This window comes from Dictyoglomus sp. SSW, from assembly GCF_055181335.1.
Genome location: NZ_CM143705.1, coordinates 124,618 through 146,414 on the forward strand (window position 1 = coordinate 124,618; position 21,797 = coordinate 146,414).

The window sequence follows — 21,797 nt, forward strand, 5'->3', positions numbered from 1 at the left end:
AATTAATCTTCTTCCAAAGACAAAATTTTTCTTCCAAAAATGGAGATAAGAAAGACAAAAATCAAAACCATTATAGTAGATAAAGTATATATAAAACTTAAATCTCCTTCTTCAACACCTACAGATATTCTTAAAGCTTTACCTACATAATAAAGGGGCAAAAAACGAGCTAAAATCTTCAGATAATTAGGTAGAAAATCAAGAGGAAAATACACACCTGAAAAGAAAAGCATTATATTTACAAGTAAGTTCCCTACATTATTTGCAGTTTGTGGCTCTTTAAATAAAGCAGAAAGTATAATACCTAATACCATCATACCAAGAATTGAAGAGAATAAAGACAATAAAAAGAGACCCCAATTGATTGAAAAGTTAAGATTAAAAATGATTTGGGCTACCAAAAGAACAAGTATACATGATAAAATACTTAAAATAACGTTAGCAAAGACCATACCTGATACAAATGATAAAGGACTTATTGGAGTTACTGCAAATCTTTTTAATACCTTCCTTTTCCTATAATATCCAAAAAGAGCAATCATAGTAAATATAGATCCTGAAATAGAAAAACTTAAAACACCAGGAATGCTATATCCTAAGCTTGTTACACGAACCTTTCCAGGATCAATAAATTCTTCTTCAACTTTAACAATTCCCCTTCCCTTGCCTATCTCATGGAGTGCATAAACATTAGCAAGATTTTCTCCAAGAGTCCTTAAGAATGGTTTCTGCTGAAAACTTGAAAAGTTAATTAATAAATTAAATTCATTTCTGTCAAATATTACTCCCCCATCTATATACCCTCCTAATACCTGATTCCTTAATTCTTCCTCATTATCTACTAATACAACTTTCATATCTCCTAACTCTTTTAATACTTGAACAAGATCACTATTATCTTTAATAATTCCTAAAGAAATACCATATTCGTTAGTACCTGTAGCACTTTCACCAAAAACAAAGCCAAATATTATGACAAAGATAAGAGGAAGTATAATGGTAAAGAGAAAGGTAAAGGTATCTCTATAAAAACTTTTTATTCTATAAAATGCAATATTAATAAATACTCTCATGTTAATTCCATATTTCTATATTTTTTAATAGATATCAGCAAAAAGATTAAAAAGTAAACTAAAGGAATCAAAATAGTTAAATATATAGGATATGGTGAAGGCATAATACCAAGCGTATCCCTTATACCCGCTGCCAAATACGTGATAGGATTAATAATAACAATCCACTTTACAAACCACGGCACATCATTCACAGGAAAGTAAATTCCACCAAGAAATTGTAATGGAAAATTAAGAATCTGCCCTATCACATTAGCTGAATTGGTGTTTTTAGCTACCGCTGATATAAAAAATCCAAAGGTAGAAATGGTAAACATGGTAAGAAATACATAAAAAATAAAATAGAAAGAGAAAGGATTAACAGAACTTTTATAAATCACCTTTCCCACAAAGGAGAGAACCAAAATCTGAAGAATAAAAAAATAAAAGCGAGAGAGAAAATAAGATAGGAAAAAATTAAGAGGTGAAATAGGGGTTAACTGAAATCTTTTTAATATTTTACCTTCCCTATACCAGGAAAGTTCTTGCCCAATTCCAAACATTCCTGTAAAAAATATAGCAATTATAACAATTCCTGGAAATATGAAATCAACATATGAAAATCCCTTTTTGCTACCTAATATTTTGCTTTTCACCTTATATTCATTGACATTTGTCATCCTTTTTACAAATTCTAAATTCATTCTATCTATAATACTTCTTACAACCATACTTGCAGCTTGAGAAGAAAGACTATGCCTCAAGGTATAAACTTTAATTGGTACTGGATTTACATCAGCTCCAAACATTCTCATAGTGATATTAGAAAGTACAAGAGAATCAAATCCTTCGGGAATTTCTACTATAAGTTTTGTCTTACCCTTTTTCAAATCTTCAAGTAGTTTTTCTCCAATACTAATATTTTTAAAAATTTTTAAATTAAATATCTTTTCTTCTCCTTTACTTAGATCTTCAAATACATTGTAAATAATATTTGAAAAATCTCCTGATTCATTTTTTACCAAATAAATATCAAAATTAACCCTCTTTACTTCATATAAAGATGAAAAAATAGTTATAAGAATCATCATTAAGATTGCTGGAAATGCGATACACCAAAAAATATAAGCTTTTTCCCTTATAGCAGATTTAAAAAAATAGGTTGAATTTTTAATAATCATCATTCTTCTCTAAGCTGTCTTCCTGTTAATGTTAAAAATACATCCTCTAAATTTGGCTGTCTTATAGTCTCATTTCTAACCTTTATACCTTTTCCTTTAGCTATCTTTAAAAGGTTCTCGATAGCCTCTAAAACATTGTTTGTCTTAATCACAAGACGCTTATTCTTAGAATTAAATACATAATTCAATCCCATATTATTTAAATCTTCTAAAAAGCTATGATTTTCTTCTATATCTACTTCAATCACACTTTCCCCTCCTATACTTCTTATTAGATCTTCTGGAGTACCCTCTGCTATTATTTTTCCATGATCCATAATACATACCCAATCAGCTAAAAATTCTGCTTCTTCCATATAATGTGTTGTAAGAACTATAGTTTTACCTTTCTTCTTTAGATCCAAAAGAAGATCCCATACACTTCTTCTTGCTTGAGGATCAAGGCCAGTTGTTGGTTCATCCAAAAATAAAAGAAGAGGATCATTAATAATAGCAAGTCCTATAGCAAGTCTTTGTCTTTGACCACCCGAAAGTTTCTCCACATAACTTTTCTCTTTTTCTTTTAAATTAACAAAGTCAAGTACATCATCTACCTTTAGTCCGCGCTTATAAAAACTTCTAAACATAGAAAGAGTTTCCCTTACAGTAAGATGAGAAATAAGATTAGTCTCCTGTAAAGAAACACCTATTAACTCTTTCTCTTCTCTCCCAATTCTATCAACTTGTCTTCCAAATATAGTAATCTTGCCACTATCTGGGGTTCTTAAACCTTCAATTATTTCAAGTGTTGTTGTCTTTCCCGCACCATTAGGCCCCAAAAGAGTAAAAATAGACCCTTGTTTTATCTTAAAGCTTACACCATCTACCGCTTTAACATTACCATAATATTTTCTTAGATCTTCGACTTCTACAAGAAATTTATGGCTATTCATAAAATATATAGTAGGATAAACTCAAAAGAAAGTCAATTAAAGTTATACATAAAAAGGGAAATTGATATGATGGTTAAAATGTTAAAAAACAATATATTGACTTATGTCTACCAATTATATTAAAATTTCTACTAAATATTTATAAAAAGGGATGGTTAAAATGTTCGTCACTAAAGGTAATATAAAAAGGTTTTTTAGTACTATGTATACAATCGTTTTTATTATTATCTTCCTTTTATTATTAATTCCATTAAAGGCAGAAACAAGCGCTACGCTTAGTGCGGATATTATAGTTATACCTAAAAAACCTATTGGTAAAAAACCGACTAATGGGAATCCATTAATATCCCACAAATTTGGTGCAGATCCAGCTGTTCTTGTATATAACGATAGAGTGTACATATATCTTACTAATGACATTTTAGAATATGATATTAATGGTAATGTAAAAGAAAACTCATATAGTAAAATTAACAAGATAAGCGTTATATCATCAGAAGATCTTGCCAATTGGACTGATCATGGTGAAATTGAGGTAGCCGGATCTAATGGCATTGCTAAATGGGCAATGAATTCTTGGGCTCCTGCAGTAGTATGTAAAAAAATAAATGGTAAAGATAAATTTTTCCTTTATTTTTCAAACAATGCCAGTGGTATTGGTGTCTTGACATCAGAATCACCAATTGGTCCTTGGACAGATCCTCTTGGAAAGGCTCTTATTTCTTGGTATACTCCCGGAGTAGTGGGAGTTGTATGGTTATTTGATCCTGCTGTACTTGTAGATGATGATGGAAAAGCATATATTTATTTTGGTGGGGGAGTTCCAAAAGGAAAAGAAGAAATGCCTAACACAGCAAGAGTTATGCAGCTTGGCAATGACATGATAAGCGTTATAGGAGAGGCAAAAGTAATACCAGCTCCCTTTATGTTTGAAGCCTCAGGAATTAATAAAATAAATGGTCTATATTACTACTCCTATTGTACAAATTTTTACGCTGGACCAAAACCTGCAGGAAGCCCTCCCACAGGAGCTATAGTATACATGACAAGTAAAAACCCTATGGGACCCTGGGAATACCAAGGAGTAATATTGAAAAATCCAGGATACTTCTTTATTGTTGGTGGTAATAATCATCATCAACTTTTTGAATTTAAAGGTAAATGGTATATCGCATATCATGCTCAGACTCTTGCGTTAGACATGGGAGTTGCAAAAGGTTATAGATCACCTCATATAAATGAAGTAAAAATTGAAAACGGAAAGATTAAAGAAGTTATAGCAGATTACAAGGGAGTATCTCAAATAAAACCCTTTGATCCTTATAAAACTGTTGAAGCAGAAACGTTCGCATGGTGTGCAGGAATCTCTACAAAGAAAGAAAATGCAAGCAACAATATGTGTTTAACAGATATAGATAATGGGGATTGGATCGCCCTATCAAAAGTTGATTTTGGAAATATACCACCGAAGAAATTTGAAGCCGTGGTTTCCAATATCAATGGGAAAAGTTATATAGAAATTAGATTAGATTCTATAGATAGTAAACCAATTTCTGTTATAGAGATTACCCCACAGAACAATGATTCATCAAAATGGATTAAAGTGGAAGCAGATATCAACAACATAACAGGTACTCACGACTTATATTTTGTTTTTAAAGGTGAAAAAGCAGTTAATTTATTTGATATGGATACATGGAGATTTGTAAAGTAAAAAGAAAATTTATAAATATTGGAGGTTAATAAATAATGACTCATATCAAAATTGAAAAAGACAAACAAATAGGAACTTTTCCTGACAATTGGAAATTTTGTGTTGGTAGTGGTCGAATAGGTCTTGCTCTTCAAAAAGAATATATTGATGCTCTAACTTATGTACAACAGCATATTGGATTTAAATATTTAAGAGCCCACGGACTCCTTCATGATGATGTAGGAATATACCGTGAAGACATAGTTGGAAATACCGTTCAACCTTTTTACAACTTTACATATATTGATAGAATTTACGATACATTTTTAGAACTTGGTATACGTCCTTTTGTAGAAATAGGCTTCATGCCATCAAAACTTGCTTCTGGTACACAAACTATATTCTATTGGAGAGGAAATGTTACTCCTCCCAGTGATTATAATAAATGGGAAAAACTCATTAAAGCAGTAGTTAAACATTTTATTGAAAGATATGGAGAAAAAGAGGTAGAACAGTGGCCCTTTGAAATATGGAACGAACCCAATTTAAGTGGATTCTGGAAAGATGCCAATCAAGCTGAGTATTTTAAATTATACGAGGTCACAGTAAAAGCTATAAAAGAGGTAGATGAAAACATAAAAGTTGGTGGACCCGCTATTTGTGGAGGAGGAGAACATTGGATAGATGACTTTCTAAATTTTTGTTATAAAAATAACGTACCTGTAGACTTTGTAACCAGACATTCATACACAGCAAAAACACCTGAATATACGCCACACTTTGCTTATCATGATGTAAATCCTATTGATTACATGATAAGGGAATTTAGAGAGGTAAGAAATCAAGTAAAAAATTCACCTTTCCCTAATTTACCCATCCACATAACCGAATACAATAGCTCTTATAATCCTTTATGCCCTATACATGACACTCCCTTTAATGCTGCATACCTTGCAAGGGTTTTAAGTGAGGGCGGGGATTATGTAGATTCCTTCTCTTACTGGACATTTAGTGATGTCTTTGAAGAGGCAGATGTGCCAAGATCAATTTTTCATGGTGGCTTTGGGTTAGTGGCATTTAATAACATCCCGAAACCTGTATTCCATATGTTTACATTTTTCAATGCAATGGGCAAAAAGATATTGTATAGAGATGAACATATTTTAGTAACTCAAAGAGAAGATGGATCTATTGCTATTGTTGCATGGAATGAGGTTATGAGCAAAGATGCAGAACAAGAAAGAGAATATAAGCTCGAAATACCAGTAGAATTCGAAGATGTATTTATAAAGCAAAAATTAATAGATGAGAATCATGGTAATCCATGGAAGACATGGATCGATATGGGTAGACCAAGATTTCCATCAAAGGAGCAAATAAAAACCTTGAAAGAAGTAGCTCAACCCTACATTACCACATGGCGAATGAAAGCAAACAATGAATACATAACATTCAATATAAAACTTGGTAAAAACGCAGTAGCATTGTATGAATTGTCAAAAATTAAAGATGAAACACCTACATACATAGGACTTGATGATAGCAAGATTCCGGGATACTAATATCCTTATATATTAATGTATAAATTCGAAGGAGGAGTCTTATAATGGCCATCATGGAAATTAATTTTTATTCAAAGATGCTTAAAAGAAGTACAACACTAATGGCTGTATTACCTGTAGATAGATTTGATAGAAGCTTTTCCAAAAACACAGATATTGATTCAATGAAGACAATATATCTCTTGCATGGATATGCAGGAAATCATATGGATTGGTTATATGGAGCCCAAATAGTAGAATTATCTTTACGTTACAATGTAGCAATATTTATGCCATCTGGGGAGAATAGTTTTTATTTAGATGATGAGGATAGAGAAGCTTATTACAGTAGATTTATAGGCGAAGAACTAATCGAATTTACAAGAAATATATTTCCTATACCGGAAAAAAGAGAAAAAACTTTTATTGGAGGATTATCCATGGGAGGATATGGAGCATTGAGAAATGGCCTTGTTTACAATAATGTTTTTGGAGGAATAATTGCTCTATCCTCAGCCCTTATAATTAACAAGATATCAGGCATCACTCCCGATTATAATAATGGCATTGCAAGTTATAAATACTATAGACACGTATTTGGAGATTTAAATTCCTTAATTGGTAGTGATAAAGATATAACAGCTCTTGCTAAAAGGTTAAAAGAAAAAGGAGAAAGTATTCCCAAAATATATATGGCATGCGGAAAAGACGATTTTCTTATTCAAGAAAACAGAGATCTATATAACTCATTAAAACAAGAAGGAATAGATGTAACCTATGTGGAAGATGATGGTACCCATGACTGGCAATTCTGGAATAAATACATATTCAAGGCTTTAGAATGGATTAATAATAATTTTTAAAAATTAATTTACATTTTTACAGACCTTTTTATCATATCTATCTCTTCTTTTGTTAGCTCTCTGTATTCACCAGGGGCAAGATCTTCGTCAAGTCTCAAAGGTCCTATTCTTACCCTTTTTAAATATAAAACTTCATGTTTTAACTCAGACATTATATTTTTTATTATGTGATATTTCCCTTCTGTTATAGTAATAACTATTTCTGACTCTTCTGGGGAGGTTTTTAAAACTTCCACTTTGAAAGGTTTTGTTTTATACTTCTCCTTTTTTAAATATATTCCTTCCTTTTCATATCTTGAAAAATCAATATCTGATACATCACCATCAACAATTACAAAGTATTCTTTTTCTATATTCCACTTAGGATGGGTAATTCTATGAGCCAGTTGTCCATCTGAAGTTATTATAAGAAGTCCTTCTGTATCAATATCAAGCCTTCCTATAGGAAATAGTTTATCAATCATTGGTTCAGAAAAAAATAAATCCATGACTGTTGGGTATTTTTCATCATAAGTTGCAGTAATGTATCCCTTTGGTTTATTAAGCATAAAATAAAAATTTTCTTTATACTCTATTTCTTCACCATCAATATTCACTATATCCTTATTGGGATCAATATGATATGAAGGGTCGTCTATAACCTCTTCATTTACCTTAACAACTCCTGATTTTATAAGTTTTTGTACTTCCTTTCTACTTCCAAAACCTTGATTTACAAGAAATCTATCAAGTCTCATCATCTTTTCTCCTCAAAGGGGAAGAAAGAATAAACTTTCTTCCCCTAAATTTTTAAAATACAAGATGATAAACGGTTAATTGAGGCACTTTTAATTCAAAATAGTTATTCTCAATATTACTAATAGTATCTATTTTCTTAATTTCAGGAGACCTATAATCAAATCCATAAATGGTGCAAGATGTATAAGTATAGTCCCCGTGAATCTTTATCTTAGCAATTCCTTCCTCATCCCACGTTCTATTTATCAAAATAATATGCAACTTATTTTGATCATCTTTGTGTATAGAGGCATATACAGGCATCTTCTCCACATCTGATGAGTCTGCTTTTACACATATATCCCCATACTTTGAGCCTTTACCATCATAGTTTAGATAGATGTTATAGGCTGAAGCAGCATAGGAACCACTCTCTGCCCATCTTGTAGCAAGATAAACCCCATATTTTCCAAAAATGCCAAGTACATCTACGAGAGCAATTCCCCCTGATATATGATCTTTTCCACCATAATCAAATTCTGTAATAGCAAGCTTTGTTCCTGGGAAATAAGTATCTATATCCTCCTTTATTCTTGGAATGAGAGGCAAAAATTCTGGAAACCATTGATTAATCCAGCTATTCTCACCAGAAGTTATCTGCCCTTTCACAGAAGTTTTATAGGTTGGATCCCAGAGAGTTCTTGGAGCTTGCATCCTTGCTATACATATATCTTTATCTTCTGCCCCTTCCCCATCGAAACATATTCTAACTCCAGAAGAAGATCTTGCCTCGGGATACCAATGAATAGACAAAACATCAAGAAGTCTCTTTCCAAACTGCTCAGAAGCCTCTCTCATTTTCTGCAGATAATAGCTTATAAACCACTTATGATTACCTTTTACGTTATTCCAATCTGGCGCATCTTGTAAACTATAAAATCCCATAAAGCCATAAGATTCATAACCAAAAACCAGAGCCTTTGGATCCATTTCTTTTATTACCTTTGCAAGCTCAATTGATTTTGTAATAAGCTCATTACATGTTACTTTTTGGGGATGAATCCTTGGATGAGTGCTATTCCAAAGATCTGGTTCATTGTCCAAAAGATATCCTTTTATACCTGTTTGGGAATCTGAATTTCCATATTTTGTTATAAGAAAATTTAGAAGCTCATCTATATAAACAAAATTATCATTAGTATCAGGATTTAAAGAAAGATTAGATCCCTTTCTAAATTTCACCTCAGCCCACCTTGAAGATGGTGCTGTCTCCTCTTCTGATACAGAACCATTAGCATCTTTTGCTACATATCCTGCCATCTGAAGAGTAATAAGGCTTATTGCTCCCATCTCTAAGGACTTATCATGAAACTTAGTAAGTACTATGGCAGGCTTATTATAGTCACTTTGAGGAATCCCCATATGCCATGGTAAGTAATAATCACTACTATGATACCAGTCTGACCCTGCATTAGAAGCATTATTCTCCCAATTATACCCTGTTAGCCTATTCCCTCCTATCCTTCTTGCTGTAGTTTTGACCCCTTCTATATCCTGATTTACCCCATATATGTAAGGACTTATTTCAGTCCTATCCTGATAAGGATCTATTGTAATATTACACTCAAAATTTCCTGTTGGCATAACAGTACCGTCATTGGTAGATGATTGTTTTGTACAACCTGCAATAAAAAGAAGAATAACAACAAGAAGTATTATTTTTAAATATTCCATAGTTTATCCTTCTCCTTAGCTAGAAATAATATCTAAATCCTATTGCTCCATCTACATCTAAATTAGTAGCAGGCACAAGATTAAGGGTTGGGACTATCTCAAAAAAGAAATCCAAGGTTGTTCCTTTTGGCATAAAAACTATTCCTAAGGGAACTCTCACCCCAAAATTTGTATTATCCTTTGCAAGTATTCTTAATCCTATACCATAATAAAAAGGCATAGAGCCCGATGTGGGTTTAAATATTCCAAAATTATGGGTTACATAATCGGCTGAGATATGCAATATATTGGCATCTATACTCCAAGCAATGCCAAAATCAAAAGCATTTACCTTATCTTGCCAAAGTCTCAAAGAGATTCCTGTTGGCTCACCAGCAATTATACCTACCCCAAAATTTCCTGCATAAGTCACTGAAAACAAGAAAATTAGAGTTGAAACAAATAAGATTAATCTTCTCACTATAACACCTCCCAAATTACATGAGACATATATTTAGTGCTATTTATTATATCATACAGAAATGAAGTCCTCTAAATATTATTCTGTCTGTTCCTTTATTACAATTGCTGGTGAAATCTTTCCTATTCTTCTTCTACTTAAATATTTAGATAGTATAAAAGCGCCAAAAAGAATAATAAAAGTTAGCCATATATCCTTAAATCCTGCATACATCTTCAATGAGAAGTCAAGATCCCTTAAAGCAACATTAACAATATACTTGATGAATGAACTATATAAAGGAATACCTATTAAAAATCCAAAAAGAAAAGAAATATTATTAAATCCTAAAAACATGGTACTTAATTCTCCATCTCTAAAACCAAGTATCTTAAATATACTTAATGTCTTTCTATTCTCAGTAATAATAAGAGAAGAAAGTATATAGATAATAATAAAGGCCATAAAGAAAGACACAATGTACATCATTTGCAATATCTGGTTCACACTTTCAGTAGAATCCTCAAAGGCTTTCATCAAATCTGATTTGCTCATGGATACAATTAATTCTTCCTCAGGGATATTTAATTTATCAATGGAATATAACCCAATAAAAGCTCCATCTTCTAATCCAAAGGTTTTATTAAATTCTTCAAGATTCATATAACCAGTATTTCCTACAAAAAGATCTACTATTTTTGAAATCTTAAGAGAATATCTCTTCCCATCAATTGTATTTATTACCTTTAACATGTCACCTTCTTTTAAATTTAGCTTATCAGCAAGGGCTTGTGATATAACAAACCCTTCTAAATCTACCCTATTTCTTTTGTTATCTCTTAACACAATTAGTTGGGATTTCTTCTCTATTCCGTAAATTGTAATCCTCGTTTTTGTCCCTTCCTTATAAAAGGATAACATATTGAATCTTTCAGAATTAGGATATCTATGATCTTTCTGATAGAAATTAAAAACATACATATAGTTATATCTGAAAGTATTTTGAAATGTATCATAAACAAGGTTTGAAAGAGCTGATCCAGCAGTAATACCATACATTAATATCAAAGCAGAAAAAGCAACACCCAAAATAATTACAATCTCTCTCGAAGGATGAAGAAGAGCATGCTTTATCATTATTCTAAGCTTAAAAGATAATTTATCTAAAAAACCTATACGAAACTTTACTTTAAATGCCTTTTCTGCTTCTCCTTTTATTATCTCAACTACTTTTTTCCTTAATAGATCTCTTATAGCAAAGAATCCAGAAAACCCCATAAAAACTATTGGCAAAAATATACCCACAAAAAGATCTTTTACAGGAAATATCTTTTCCACAATTGGTACACTAATGAAAGATACATATAAATTTATAAAACTATCAGAATATATATAGCCTAAAATTCCACCTGGAATAGCACCAAAAAGCCAAATATAAAAAGGAAACATAATATATATCCTTGTAATCTCACCCTTGGTATATCCAAGAGCATAAAGAGTTCCTATCTCCCTATGCATAGAATTAATTATTCTTCTCAAAACAATAAAAAGAAGTAAAGAGGAGATTAAAAGAATAGTAAACGCCATAACATATGAAAGAGGTTTTCCACTTTCTACTTTTTTTTCAGTAACAATAATTCTCCAATTCTCGTCTTTTTCTTGAAAAGAAATCAAATTATATTTTGAATTTATATCTGCCTTGAAAGAATCTATATCATTGACCTTACCTCTTACCATGTAATATCTATAAGCTACACTGGAAATAAATTTTTTCATATCTTCCATATTCATTATTCCAACACCAAAATGAGACGGGTCTGGTAAAATATCAGTTTCATTTTTTGTAATATAGATATAATCAGGGAGAGCCACATATCCAGAAATCTTAAAGGGTATTCCATTTATATTTATAGTATCTCCAATCTTCAAATTGTTATTTTGAGAAAAATTGGGATCAATAGCTACTTCTCCTAAACTTGGTATTTTACCTTCCAATATTAATGGATTATTTACCTTCTCAGTAATATTGAAAAATCTAATGGTTTTATCATCATAATTATAATCAAAATTAAATTTTTCCTCTATCTCCACATTATACTTTTTCTCAATCTCTTCTATATCAATAGGGAAAAAGGTAATAAAATGAAAATTTTCCTGTTTGTATTTCTCAACAAAATTTTTGTAATTGATGTCCACATTTGTCATAGTTACGCTAAAAATATTGTAGACAAAAGAGGCAAGAAAAACTAAAAGAATTATTCCTATAAAATGGGATTTATCTCTCCACATTATCCTTAATGGTATTTTATTGAGCATTACCAAACCACCTCCTCAGCAGAGAGAGGAGTGGCATTATCAACAAATTCAGTAAGTTCTCCACTTCTTAATTTAATAATTTTGTGAGACATTTGAGATATAGCAGTATTATGTGTAGCTATAATGATGGTAGTTCCATACTTTCTATTAATATCTTCCAAAAGCCTCAAAACTTTCTTTGCATTTTCAAAATCAAGAGCTCCAGTTGGCTCATCACACAAAATAATTGCTGGATTTTTTACTACTGCCCTTGCTATAGCAACCCTTTGTTGTTCTCCCCCTGATATTTCAAAAGGGTACTTATCTCTATGTTCCCACATTCCTACCACTTCTAAGACTTCTTTGGGATCCAATCCATCTTCAGAAAGATACTTAGTAGAGAGTACATTCTCATAAACAGTAAGAGAATTTACAAGATTATAGAATTGAAAAACAAAACCCAGTTTTCTTCTTCTATAATTTGTTAAAGCTTTATCGTCATATCCTGTTATCTCTTCCCCATCCACTATTACTTTTCCTTCGTCAGGTCTGTCTATTCCTCCAATTATGTTTAAAAAGGTAGTTTTTCCAGATCCCGAAGGACCAAGTATTACACAAAACTTACCTCTTTCTAATGACATATTAATGTTCTTAAGAGCATTTACTTTAAACTTTCCCACTTGATAGACCTTAGAAACATTTTCTACTTGAATAAACATAAAAACCTCCCCTAAAAATATCCTTACATCCTTTCAATACAATTATGACTAATCAGTCATAATTTGTCAAGATAATTTCATTTTTTCTCTATCCCCTCTTTTAAAAGTTTAAGGTAATCATTTTCTGTTTTTTTAACATAGTCCTTTGGAAGATCATATACATTTAATCCCTGCAATTTAGCCATCTCAATAAAAAATCTTTTTAACCCCCATGATGAAGACTCAATAAAAATTAAAATTAATTCAGGAGAAATATCCTCTCTAATCAATCCAACTTTTTGATTTTTTACAATCAATTCGTAAAGAAAAGATTTAGTTTTAGTTTTTAAAAATTCTTGTATTTCTTCTTTGTAGGGTGAATCATCATAAAAAGCAGTTTTTTCAAGAAGCATGTATTCATAAGGATGTTCTTTAATAAACTTCCATGTATCTTCAAAAGATTTTTCCACATATTCAAAAAGACTAATCTTTTCAAAATCATATCTGCCTGCAACTTCTAATATCTTTTTTGCTGACTCTTCTATAACATAAAAATACATATCTTTTTTATTCTCAAAATATAGATACATACTTCCTTTTGCCACTTTACATTCTCTTGATACATCTTCAATATCTACCTTACTATAAGGCCTTGTGGCAAAATATTTTATAAGCGTGTCTGTTATTTTCTTTCTTTTTTCTTCAGGCAAATTAAAAAAGGTCTTCCTTGGCACTACCTTTTCTCCCTATTTTTAAAACTACCCAAAATATCAAATTTTTACTTTACAGGAAGATAATTTATCTGTGATCCTACTACAATTTTCCCCTTTTCAATCATTAATACTGGTATAGTCTCTATCTTAATCATTTTAATACTGCCATCAGGCATACTTACTGATACCATTGATTCAAAAGGTTTTGGCCCTGGAAAGGAGAAGGCAATTTGATATATCTTAGTTATATCGACTTCTCCTACTTTAACTTTCTTCCCAAGAATACTAAAAGCTACTTCAAAAGCTACTTTTTCTACTTTAATATAAATCCTATTCTCATTCAATAAATACTTTACCGAAACTTCTCCGTAGGCAGGTGTAGTATAGCTCACAGAAGGAAACTTTATAGATACAGAAACATCAGCTTCAAATCTTGCCTTGTTGTCATCTAAAATTATTCTCGGATTTTTAACAATCCAGGTATACTCACTTTTAATCCCAGAAACATTAAAGCTCTCAGTTCTTTTTATCTCTCCAATTGCAGACAAAAATTTATTTAGAGTTTCTTGAGATATAACTATACTTGCATCAGCTTCATTTTGAGAAAAGGAGAAAACAGATATCAAGGTAAGTATAAATATAGATAGTAAAATTATTTTTAAACTTTTCATTTTTATTCCAACCTCCTCTATTCTTCCTTATCAACCCCATGATTGTATGCATATTCAAGGGCTTCTATCTGCATATTCTTCAATAAATCTTTGTAATAACCTCCTTTATTCTGCAAATCTTCTACCCTTTCAATAACATCCATGGCTATGCTATAACGATCTATCTGGTTCAATATAGCAAGTTGAAGGGGTGTGGTTATACCTCCTCTTCCTTTTAAGAAAGGTGCAAGATATCCAGCATCTATTCCTATTTTTCTATTTTCCCTATATCCTCTCACATGAATATTTCTATGATTATTTCTCCTATAGGTTAACCTATGTATAAGCCATGGATAACCATGGAAGTTAAATATTATAGGTTTGTCTTTTGTAAAGTAAGAATCAAACTCTTTATCTGTCAGTCCATCTGGATGCTCTGTATTAGGTGTAAGAGTAAAAAGGTTTACCACATTTACAAATCTTATCTTTAGATAAGGGAAAAACTCTTTTAAAAGCTTAACAGCATAGATAGCCTCTTTAGTTGGGATATCACCACAACTTGCAATAACAACATCAGGATCTTCTTCTGGATGATTACTTGCAAAATCCCATATTCCAATACCTTTCATAGCATGTTTAAAGGCATCATCCATAGAAAGATATTGAGGATGTTTTTGTTTATCTATGACTATAATATTTATTCTATTAGTGGTTTGGAAACAATGCCATACGGTACAAAGTAATGTGTTGGCATCTGGGGGGAAGTATACTCTTACCACATTAGGCCACTTATCCACAATAGATGTTATAAATCCTGGATCCTGGTGAGTAAAACCATTATGATCTTGTCTCCATACTACAGAGGTTAATAATAGATTCAATGAAGAGATAGGAGCTCTCCAAGGTACATCAGAAGAGATATCAAGCCATTTTCCAAATTGATTTACCATGGACGAGATTATGGGGGCAAATCCCTCATATGTATTTAAAAATCCATGTCTTCCAGTAAGAAGATACCCTTCAAGCCATCCCTCCAAGGTATGTTCTGAAAGCATTTCCATAGTTCTTCCAAATGGTGTAAGATATCCTTCATCCTCATCTTCAGAAAGAATCTTCCCCATAAAAACCTTTCCATATTCAAATACTGCATCTAATCTGTTTGATTTTGTTTCATCAGGTCCAAAGACCCTAAAATTATCTGGATTCAATCTTATAACTTCCCTTAAAAACACACCTAAAGGACGTGTATTTTCTGCCTTATCCTCAAAGGGTTTATCCACCCCCACTGCATAATCCTTAAGATTGGGAAGTTTTAATTCTTTTCTCAATAATCCACCATTAGCATATGGGTTAGCACTCATTCTTCTCTCTCCAGATGGGGCTATCTCCCTTAAATCTTCCCTAAGCTTACCATCAGGAGTAAATAATTTTTCAGGTTCATAACTTCTCAGCCAAGCCTCCAAAACCTTCAAACTTTCAGGATTTTCCTTTGCATCAGAAAAAGGCACTTGATGAGCTCTCCAATATCCCTCAATATAGTGTTTTCCAACCTTCCTTGGAGCAGTCCAACCCTTTGGAGTCTTTAAAATAATCATAGGCCAGTAAGGTCTAAATGGCTTATTCTGAGATCTGGAAGTATCCCATATATTCAGGATTTTTTCTATACAAGAATCCATAGTCTTTGCCATCTTCTCATGTACTTCAAGAGAATCTTCCCCTTCCACAAGATATGGTTCATATCCATAGCCTTTAAAAAGATTTAAAAGCTCTTCATTATCTATTCTCGCCAAAATAGTAGGATTATTTATCTTATATCCATTAAGAAGTAATACTGGGAGTACTGCTCCATCCTTAACAGGGTTTAAAAATTTATTTGAATGCCAACTGGTGGCAAGAGGACCAGTTTCTGCCTCACCATCACCTACCACAGTAATGGCTATAAGATCTTTATGATCAAAAACAGCACCATAAGCGTGAGACAAACTATAACCAAGCTCTCCACCCTCTTGTATAGATCCAGGAAGTTCTGGAGTACAATGGCTACCAAGACCTCCCGGAAATGAAAAGGCTTTAAAAAGATTTTTCATACCCTCTTCATCTTGACTAAACTGAGAATAAAGTTCACTTATAGTTCCTTCTAAATATGCTGGTGCAATAACACCTGGTGCTCCATGTCCAGGACCTGCAATAAATATACAATTAAGATCATATTTTTTTATTACCCTATTACCATGAACATATACAAAGGAAAGTCCAGGACTTGCCCCCCAATGTCCAAGAAGCCTCTCCTTTATATGCTCAGGTTTTAATGGTTCCTTTAAAAGAGGATTATCAAGAAGATAAATCATCCCAGCTGAAATATAACAGCAAGCTCTCCAATACTCGTTTAACTTTTCAATCATAATATCAACTCCTTTCTTAAATTTTTAATCAGCCCCTCCACCACCGCCCCCACCTCCTCCACCTCCTCCAGAAGAAGAGGAGGAAGATGTAGAGGAAGCTACACTACTTGAAAAGGCATTGCTAAAACTCTCAAGAGAAGAACTAAAACTTTGAATAGAATCTGATAAGCCCGTTATACTCCCTGCATAAGCGGGAGCATACCATGTTATCTGATCTACAGGGATACTTAACATCTGCATTGCCTTTAAAACTTCCTTAGCAACTCCTAACACAGTACCATAGACCAAATACTTCTCCCAAAGAACTAAAGAAGAGGGTGGTCGCTCTGAGATAAGAGAAAAATCTTTCAAATACCTCTTAAAAGCCTTCCATCTTAAAGCAAGTAATTTCCCTTCAGGAGAATATCTTTGTGCTGAATGCATAAAAATAATAGAAATAACAATGTTTATACCTATAATTAACATTAGCATAAGTATACTCCAAGAGTGTAGTATAGAGGTCAAAATTCCCAAAAAAACCTCTACCACAATCCACAAAATCATTAAGTATAATAATTTTCTTTTTCCTTCATCAATTATCCATTTCTTCTCTTGAAAGACTACTTTTTCTACTTCCTTATCAAAATCTTTCTTGAAACTACTTAAATTTTTTTTCTTTAAATCAGAAACATAGAATTCTTTACCAAACTCTTTAAATTTATTAAGAAGAAGTTTTAATTCTCCAGAAAGATCTTTCTCTACTTCTTTATCCATTATGATGATCTTATAATCTTTATGCTTTATACCTAAAAACCCCTCTTTAATCTCTTCTTTAAACTTGAGATATCCTCTTCTTGCCAGCTCAAGAGTTGAAGCCACAATAGAATCAGGCGAAAGGTTAGATGCTTGATTTAAAAGAGCATCTACCCATGCTGGTGGTATATCTGAAGGTGGCTCTTGCTCATACTCTCTATCATATTGTACCTTAGGCTCCCTTCCATATTTAAAATATATACGAAGAGGTAAAACAAAACCAAGAAGTAAGAATATTACTGACAATATACCAAAGATAATCGTTAAAATAGCTTGTATAAGCTGTTTTCTTTCTTCTTCCTTTTGCCACCTTTCCTCTTCTTTTAAGATTAAATCTTTACCATTTTTAGATATTGACTCAACCTTAAACGGATCTAAATTGGTCAAATAACCTCTTGGAAATACTACTCTTACCTCTACCCATTGATGAGGTGGTATACTTCCAGCATATGCAATTATTCCTTTGTAATCTCTTTTTATTCCTATCTTTCCCTCTATCTTAGGATGGAGCCAATAATTTATATCATTTTTGGATTTTATTTCAGAGGGTAAATTAACTTCTACCCACAAAGCTGGAAGTCCTATATCCCAATCTCCTCCCCATACTTTCCAATAGAATTCAGCCACGTCATTATATACTTTTAGGGCATTGATTAACTTATAGCTTATTACAAAAGTCTTTTCCGTATAATTTGCTCTATAAAACCAACTAATTTTATACTCTTTACTATTCTCAACCACATCAAAAGTAGCTGGAATCCTCTCTGATGTTTCAGGATGATAGGCATAATTCTTTAGAGATCCCCCAACTATCTCACCTACGGATACATCCTCCAAAGTATATTTTCCTCTTGGTATAGTAATCCATGCCCTTGAGAAAGATCCTGAAAAATCATAGGTTAATTGATTTTTAACATCTATCTCTCCACTTGGCAAAATATTGTAATATACTCTTGCTTCTCTTATTCTATATTCCTTTCCATAAGATATGGTAAATAATAAAAGAAGGATTAATAAGAATTTAAAAATCTTATTCATGTCTCCTCCTAAAATTATGTAAAGTTTAACATAATTATAGCATTTTAAAAGGTAAACTTTTGAAGAAAAGAAACTTGATTTCATAAATTTTTATCGATAATTGTAACAAAGATAAAATGTTATAATATGGAATAGTTACGATATTTAGAAAGGAGAATAAAATGAAAAAATTATTGATTACTATTTTAATCCTTACTCTTTTTATTTCCATAAGTTTTTCTGAGATATCAGTTAAAAAGGTATTAAAACTTGAATCCAATATAAATGGAAATAAGTTAGGAGAAGCTGTTAAATTTTATGAAAAGATAGTAACTACTAAAAGCTTTAGTATCAATGTAAAAAAAGAAAATAAAGTTCAATATAAGGTCTGGCAGAAAACTTTTGGTGGGGAAAATGATGATTATGGGTATTCTGTAAAGCAGACAAAAGATGAAGGGTACATCATTGCAGGACATACATGGTCTTTTGGGAATGGGGGGTCTGATTTGTATGTAATGAAGCTTGACAAAAATGGATATACAATTTGGGAAAAAGCTTATGGGGGAAAATCTTGGGATAAAGGAAACTCAATTTATGAAACAACAGATAATGGGTTTATTGCTGTTGGTGGAACAAAATCCGTTGGATCAGGCAATGTTGATTTTTACATAATAAAACTTGATAAAAATGGAAATAAAATTTGGGAAAAAGCTTATGGAGGAAGTAAGAATGAGGAAGCATATTCTGTTCAGCAAACAAAAGATGGAGGATATATTGTTGCAGGTTTAACATATTCCATTGGCTCAGGAGGAAAGGACGTTTACATTATAAAACTTGATAGAAATGGTAATAAAGTTTGGGATAAAACATATGGAGGAAATGGTTGGGATGAAGCCTTTTCAATCCAACAGACAATAGATGGAGGTTATATTGTTGCAGGATTTTCAGATTCATTTGGGGCAGGTAATGGTGATTTTTATATCATAAAGCTAAATAAAAATGGAAGTAAGGAATGGGAAAAAACTTTTGGTGGAAAAAATTATGATGAAGCATATTCTATCCAGCAGACCAAAGATAAAGGATATATTGTTGTAGGCTGGACAGAATCCTTTAGTAAGGGGGGGAGTGATGTTTACATAATAAAGCTTAACGAAAATGGAGACAAAGTTTGGGAAAAAACTTTTGGTGGAAAAAATAATGATTGGGGATTATCAATACAGCAAACAAATGATAGTGGTTATATTGTTGCAGGGGTTACTGAATCTTTTGGGTTTGGTGGAAAGGATGTTTACATTATAAAACTTAATAAAAATGGGAATAAAGCCTGGGAAAAAACTTATGGAGGAATAGATCGTGATGAGGCACTTTCTATCTGGCAAACATGTGATGGGGGATATATTATAGCAGGATTTACATTGTCTTTTGGATCAGGAGGATATGATGTTTATGTGATAAAAATAAATGAAGAAGGTAACACAGGACCATATCCACAGTAATATGTTTATCCAAAAAAATTTTGAAACCATGTATTTTTCCCAAAAAGACAACATAAGAGTGGTAGAGCTTAAAGGTAATCCCTATGAGATAGGCTATCAGCATGGAATAGCTCTTAAAGACGAGATTCAATATTTTAATGATAACTTTGAGAATTTAATATGTCTTTTTCAAGGCAAGATAAAAGGGAAATTATTTTATAGATTAATGCTTAAAACTGCAAAAGATTTTGAGAAAAAGATACTTAATTTTTACCCTGAATCCAAGGAATTTTTTGAAGAAATGAAGGGAATTTCTGATGCCAGCCATGTACCCTATGAAAAAATTCTTCTTTTCAATCTTACCGATGAAATATCTACTTACTATATTGGTAAAAGCATGAGAAAAAGCTGTTCATCCTTTGTTTTTAGAAATAAAGATGGAAGTTTAATTATAGGAAGAAATCTCGATTATGGGGTATTCATAGATGAACTTCCATTATGCACTACTATTTTTAAATATTACCCAGAAAAAGGAAATTCCTTTATAGCTATTTCTTGGCCTGCCCTTGTTGGGTCTTATACTGGTATATCAGACAATTTATTCGTTTCAATAAATGTATCCCAAAGTAAAAGAAAAGAGATGGGAGCTCCAGAATTTCTCCTAACCCGCAAAATAATTCAATATTCTAATAACTTAGATGATCCTTTAATAAATGCTCCATATACTTTTCAAGGATTAAATGTACTTGTCTCAGATAAAAATAATGCAGTTATTCTTGAAATAAGTCCAAAGATGAAATACATAAGGGATTTAAGGGATAAAGGCTTCCTAATAGCTACAAATCACTATCAACATCCTGAAATGATATCAGAACAAGCACAAAGACTTGTTGAAGAAATGCCTATCCCTCTTAAAGATGGGTCTTATGTTCACCAGATAGATACAAGGGAAAGGGAGAAAATAATAAGAGAAAAAATAGAAAAAGTTAATAATATAGATGTGGAATACGCCAAAGAAATTCTTAAAAGTGTAAGTACGAGGTTAACATTACAAAGTATTATTTATTTACCAAGAGAAAGAAAATTATTTATAGCCCAAAACATTAAATCTCCGGTAACTTATGGAACATGGGAGGAATTTAATATATGAACCTAAAATTAATAATAAAAGTTTTTCTTCTTTCAATAACACCCATTGGAGAATGCAGAGTTTCCATACCATATGGAATATATAATGGGCTTTCTCCTTGGGAAACTTTTTTAATAAGCTTTTTAGGAAATACATTAATGGGTATAGCGATATATTTTACTATTGATTTTATAAGTAGGGCTCTCCTTAGTAGAGAGCCCTTAAAAAGTTATTATGAAAGATTTTTAAAAAGAAAATTGAGAAAGCTAAAAATATATCCATCTGGCCTTGTTTTTTCATTGGTAATTTTTATAGGAATTCCTCTTCCTGGAACAGGAGCTTTTACTGGTGCCATATTAGCCAGAGTCTTAGGCCTAAATTTTAAAGAAGCCTTTTTTACCATAACCTTAGGTGTTATATTTGCAAGTTGCATTGTATCAATGCTTACCCTATTTAGTAATATAATTTTTTAAA

At 31.9% G+C, this 21,797-nt stretch carries 18 protein-coding genes; 6 read left to right on the forward strand and 12 right to left on the reverse strand.

The genetic code is table 11. From position 1 onward, the window contains the following. Positions 1–2 precede the first annotated feature (2 nt). The 3 genes from ACY3JM_RS00565 to ACY3JM_RS00575 are packed head-to-tail and all read right to left on the reverse strand — an operon-like array spanning position 3 to position 3,165. The gene (locus ACY3JM_RS00565; protein WP_463082858.1) at positions 3–1,073 is read right to left on the reverse strand and encodes an ABC transporter permease; all 1,071 of its coding nucleotides are present in this window, start codon (positions 1,071–1,073) and stop codon (positions 3–5) included. Next, positions 1,070–2,236, reverse strand: a complete 1,167-nt coding sequence (locus ACY3JM_RS00570) for an ABC transporter permease (protein WP_463111432.1) — start codon at positions 2,234–2,236, stop codon at positions 1,070–1,072. The genes ACY3JM_RS00565 and ACY3JM_RS00570 overlap by 4 nt, the downstream gene beginning before the upstream one ends. Further along, a complete protein-coding gene (locus ACY3JM_RS00575) occupies positions 2,233–3,165 on the reverse strand; it encodes an ABC transporter ATP-binding protein (RefSeq protein WP_463111433.1) in 933 nt (310 codons plus the stop codon). Before ACY3JM_RS00575 ends, ACY3JM_RS00570 begins: the two co-directional genes overlap by 4 nt. A 202-nt stretch (positions 3,166–3,367) precedes the next feature. Between ACY3JM_RS00575 and ACY3JM_RS00580 the strand changes: the two genes are divergently transcribed. The 3 genes from ACY3JM_RS00580 to ACY3JM_RS00590 are packed head-to-tail and all read left to right on the forward strand — an operon-like array spanning position 3,368 to position 7,262. Further along, the gene (locus tag ACY3JM_RS00580; protein WP_463111434.1) at positions 3,368–4,879 is read left to right on the forward strand and encodes a glycoside hydrolase family 43 protein; all 1,512 of its coding nucleotides are present in this window, start codon (positions 3,368–3,370) and stop codon (positions 4,877–4,879) included. Positions 4,880–4,914: 35 nt separating this feature from the next. Continuing rightward, positions 4,915–6,420, forward strand: coding sequence for a GH39 family glycosyl hydrolase (locus ACY3JM_RS00585; RefSeq protein WP_463111435.1), 1,506 nt, complete (start codon positions 4,915–4,917; stop codon positions 6,418–6,420). 44 nt (positions 6,421–6,464) lie between these two features. Continuing rightward, a complete protein-coding gene (locus ACY3JM_RS00590) occupies positions 6,465–7,262 on the forward strand; it encodes an alpha/beta hydrolase (protein ID WP_463082863.1) in 798 nt (265 codons plus the stop codon). An 8-nt stretch (positions 7,263–7,270) separates the two neighbouring features. On the opposite strand, the gene ACY3JM_RS00595 is transcribed toward ACY3JM_RS00590, so the two are convergent. From ACY3JM_RS00595 to ACY3JM_RS00635, 9 genes are all read right to left on the reverse strand, one after another. Then, positions 7,271–7,999 (reverse strand): pseudouridine synthase, encoded by a 729-nt coding sequence (locus ACY3JM_RS00595; protein ID WP_463111812.1) that lies wholly within the window; start codon positions 7,997–7,999, stop codon positions 7,271–7,273. Positions 8,000–8,051: 52 nt separating this feature from the next. After that, positions 8,052–9,713 carry a glycoside hydrolase family 44 protein gene (locus ACY3JM_RS00600; protein ID WP_463111436.1) on the reverse strand — a complete coding sequence of 554 codons (1,662 nt, stop codon included), beginning with the start codon at positions 9,711–9,713 and terminating at the stop codon, positions 8,052–8,054. 19 nt (positions 9,714–9,732) lie between these two features. Further along, on the reverse strand, positions 9,733–10,173 hold the full coding sequence (locus ACY3JM_RS00605; protein ID WP_463082866.1) for a hypothetical protein: 441 nt from the start codon (positions 10,171–10,173) through the stop codon (positions 9,733–9,735). A gap of 78 nt (positions 10,174–10,251) precedes the next feature. After that, positions 10,252–12,468, reverse strand: coding sequence for an ABC transporter permease (locus ACY3JM_RS00610; RefSeq protein ID WP_463111437.1), 2,217 nt, complete (start codon positions 12,466–12,468; stop codon positions 10,252–10,254). Then, positions 12,468–13,166, reverse strand: a complete 699-nt coding sequence (locus ACY3JM_RS00615) for an ABC transporter ATP-binding protein (RefSeq protein ID WP_463082868.1) — start codon at positions 13,164–13,166, stop codon at positions 12,468–12,470. The genes ACY3JM_RS00610 and ACY3JM_RS00615 overlap by 1 nt, the downstream gene beginning before the upstream one ends. 77 nt (positions 13,167–13,243) lie before the next feature. After that, positions 13,244–13,879, reverse strand: a complete 636-nt coding sequence (locus ACY3JM_RS00620) for a TetR/AcrR family transcriptional regulator (protein WP_463082869.1) — start codon at positions 13,877–13,879, stop codon at positions 13,244–13,246. Positions 13,880–13,923: 44 nt separating this feature from the next. Then, a complete protein-coding gene (locus ACY3JM_RS00625; RefSeq protein ID WP_463111438.1) occupies positions 13,924–14,529 on the reverse strand; it encodes a hypothetical protein in 606 nt (201 codons plus the stop codon). A gap of 17 nt (positions 14,530–14,546) precedes the next feature. Next, on the reverse strand, positions 14,547–16,910 hold the full coding sequence (locus tag ACY3JM_RS00630) for a phosphoketolase family protein (protein WP_463082871.1): 2,364 nt from the start codon (positions 16,908–16,910) through the stop codon (positions 14,547–14,549). A 24-nt stretch (positions 16,911–16,934) separates the two neighbouring features. Continuing rightward, on the reverse strand, positions 16,935–18,740 hold the full coding sequence (locus ACY3JM_RS00635; protein WP_463111439.1) for a DUF2207 family protein: 1,806 nt from the start codon (positions 18,738–18,740) through the stop codon (positions 16,935–16,937). A gap of 161 nt (positions 18,741–18,901) precedes the next feature. Between ACY3JM_RS00635 and ACY3JM_RS00640 the strand changes: the two genes are divergently transcribed. From ACY3JM_RS00640 to ACY3JM_RS00650, 3 genes are read left to right on the forward strand one after another with little or no spacing between them, the layout of a single operon-like run. Next, on the forward strand, positions 18,902–20,215 hold the full coding sequence (locus tag ACY3JM_RS00640; RefSeq protein ID WP_463082873.1) for a hypothetical protein: 1,314 nt from the start codon (positions 18,902–18,904) through the stop codon (positions 20,213–20,215). Beyond that, the gene (locus tag ACY3JM_RS00645; protein ID WP_463111440.1) at positions 20,181–21,344 is read left to right on the forward strand and encodes a C45 family autoproteolytic acyltransferase/hydolase; all 1,164 of its coding nucleotides are present in this window, start codon (positions 20,181–20,183) and stop codon (positions 21,342–21,344) included. Before ACY3JM_RS00640 ends, ACY3JM_RS00645 begins: the two co-directional genes overlap by 35 nt. Continuing rightward, positions 21,341–21,796 carry a COG2426 family protein gene (locus tag ACY3JM_RS00650; RefSeq protein WP_463082875.1) on the forward strand — a complete coding sequence of 152 codons (456 nt, stop codon included), beginning with the start codon at positions 21,341–21,343 and terminating at the stop codon, positions 21,794–21,796. Before ACY3JM_RS00645 ends, ACY3JM_RS00650 begins: the two co-directional genes overlap by 4 nt. Position 21,797: the final 1 nt, after the last annotated feature.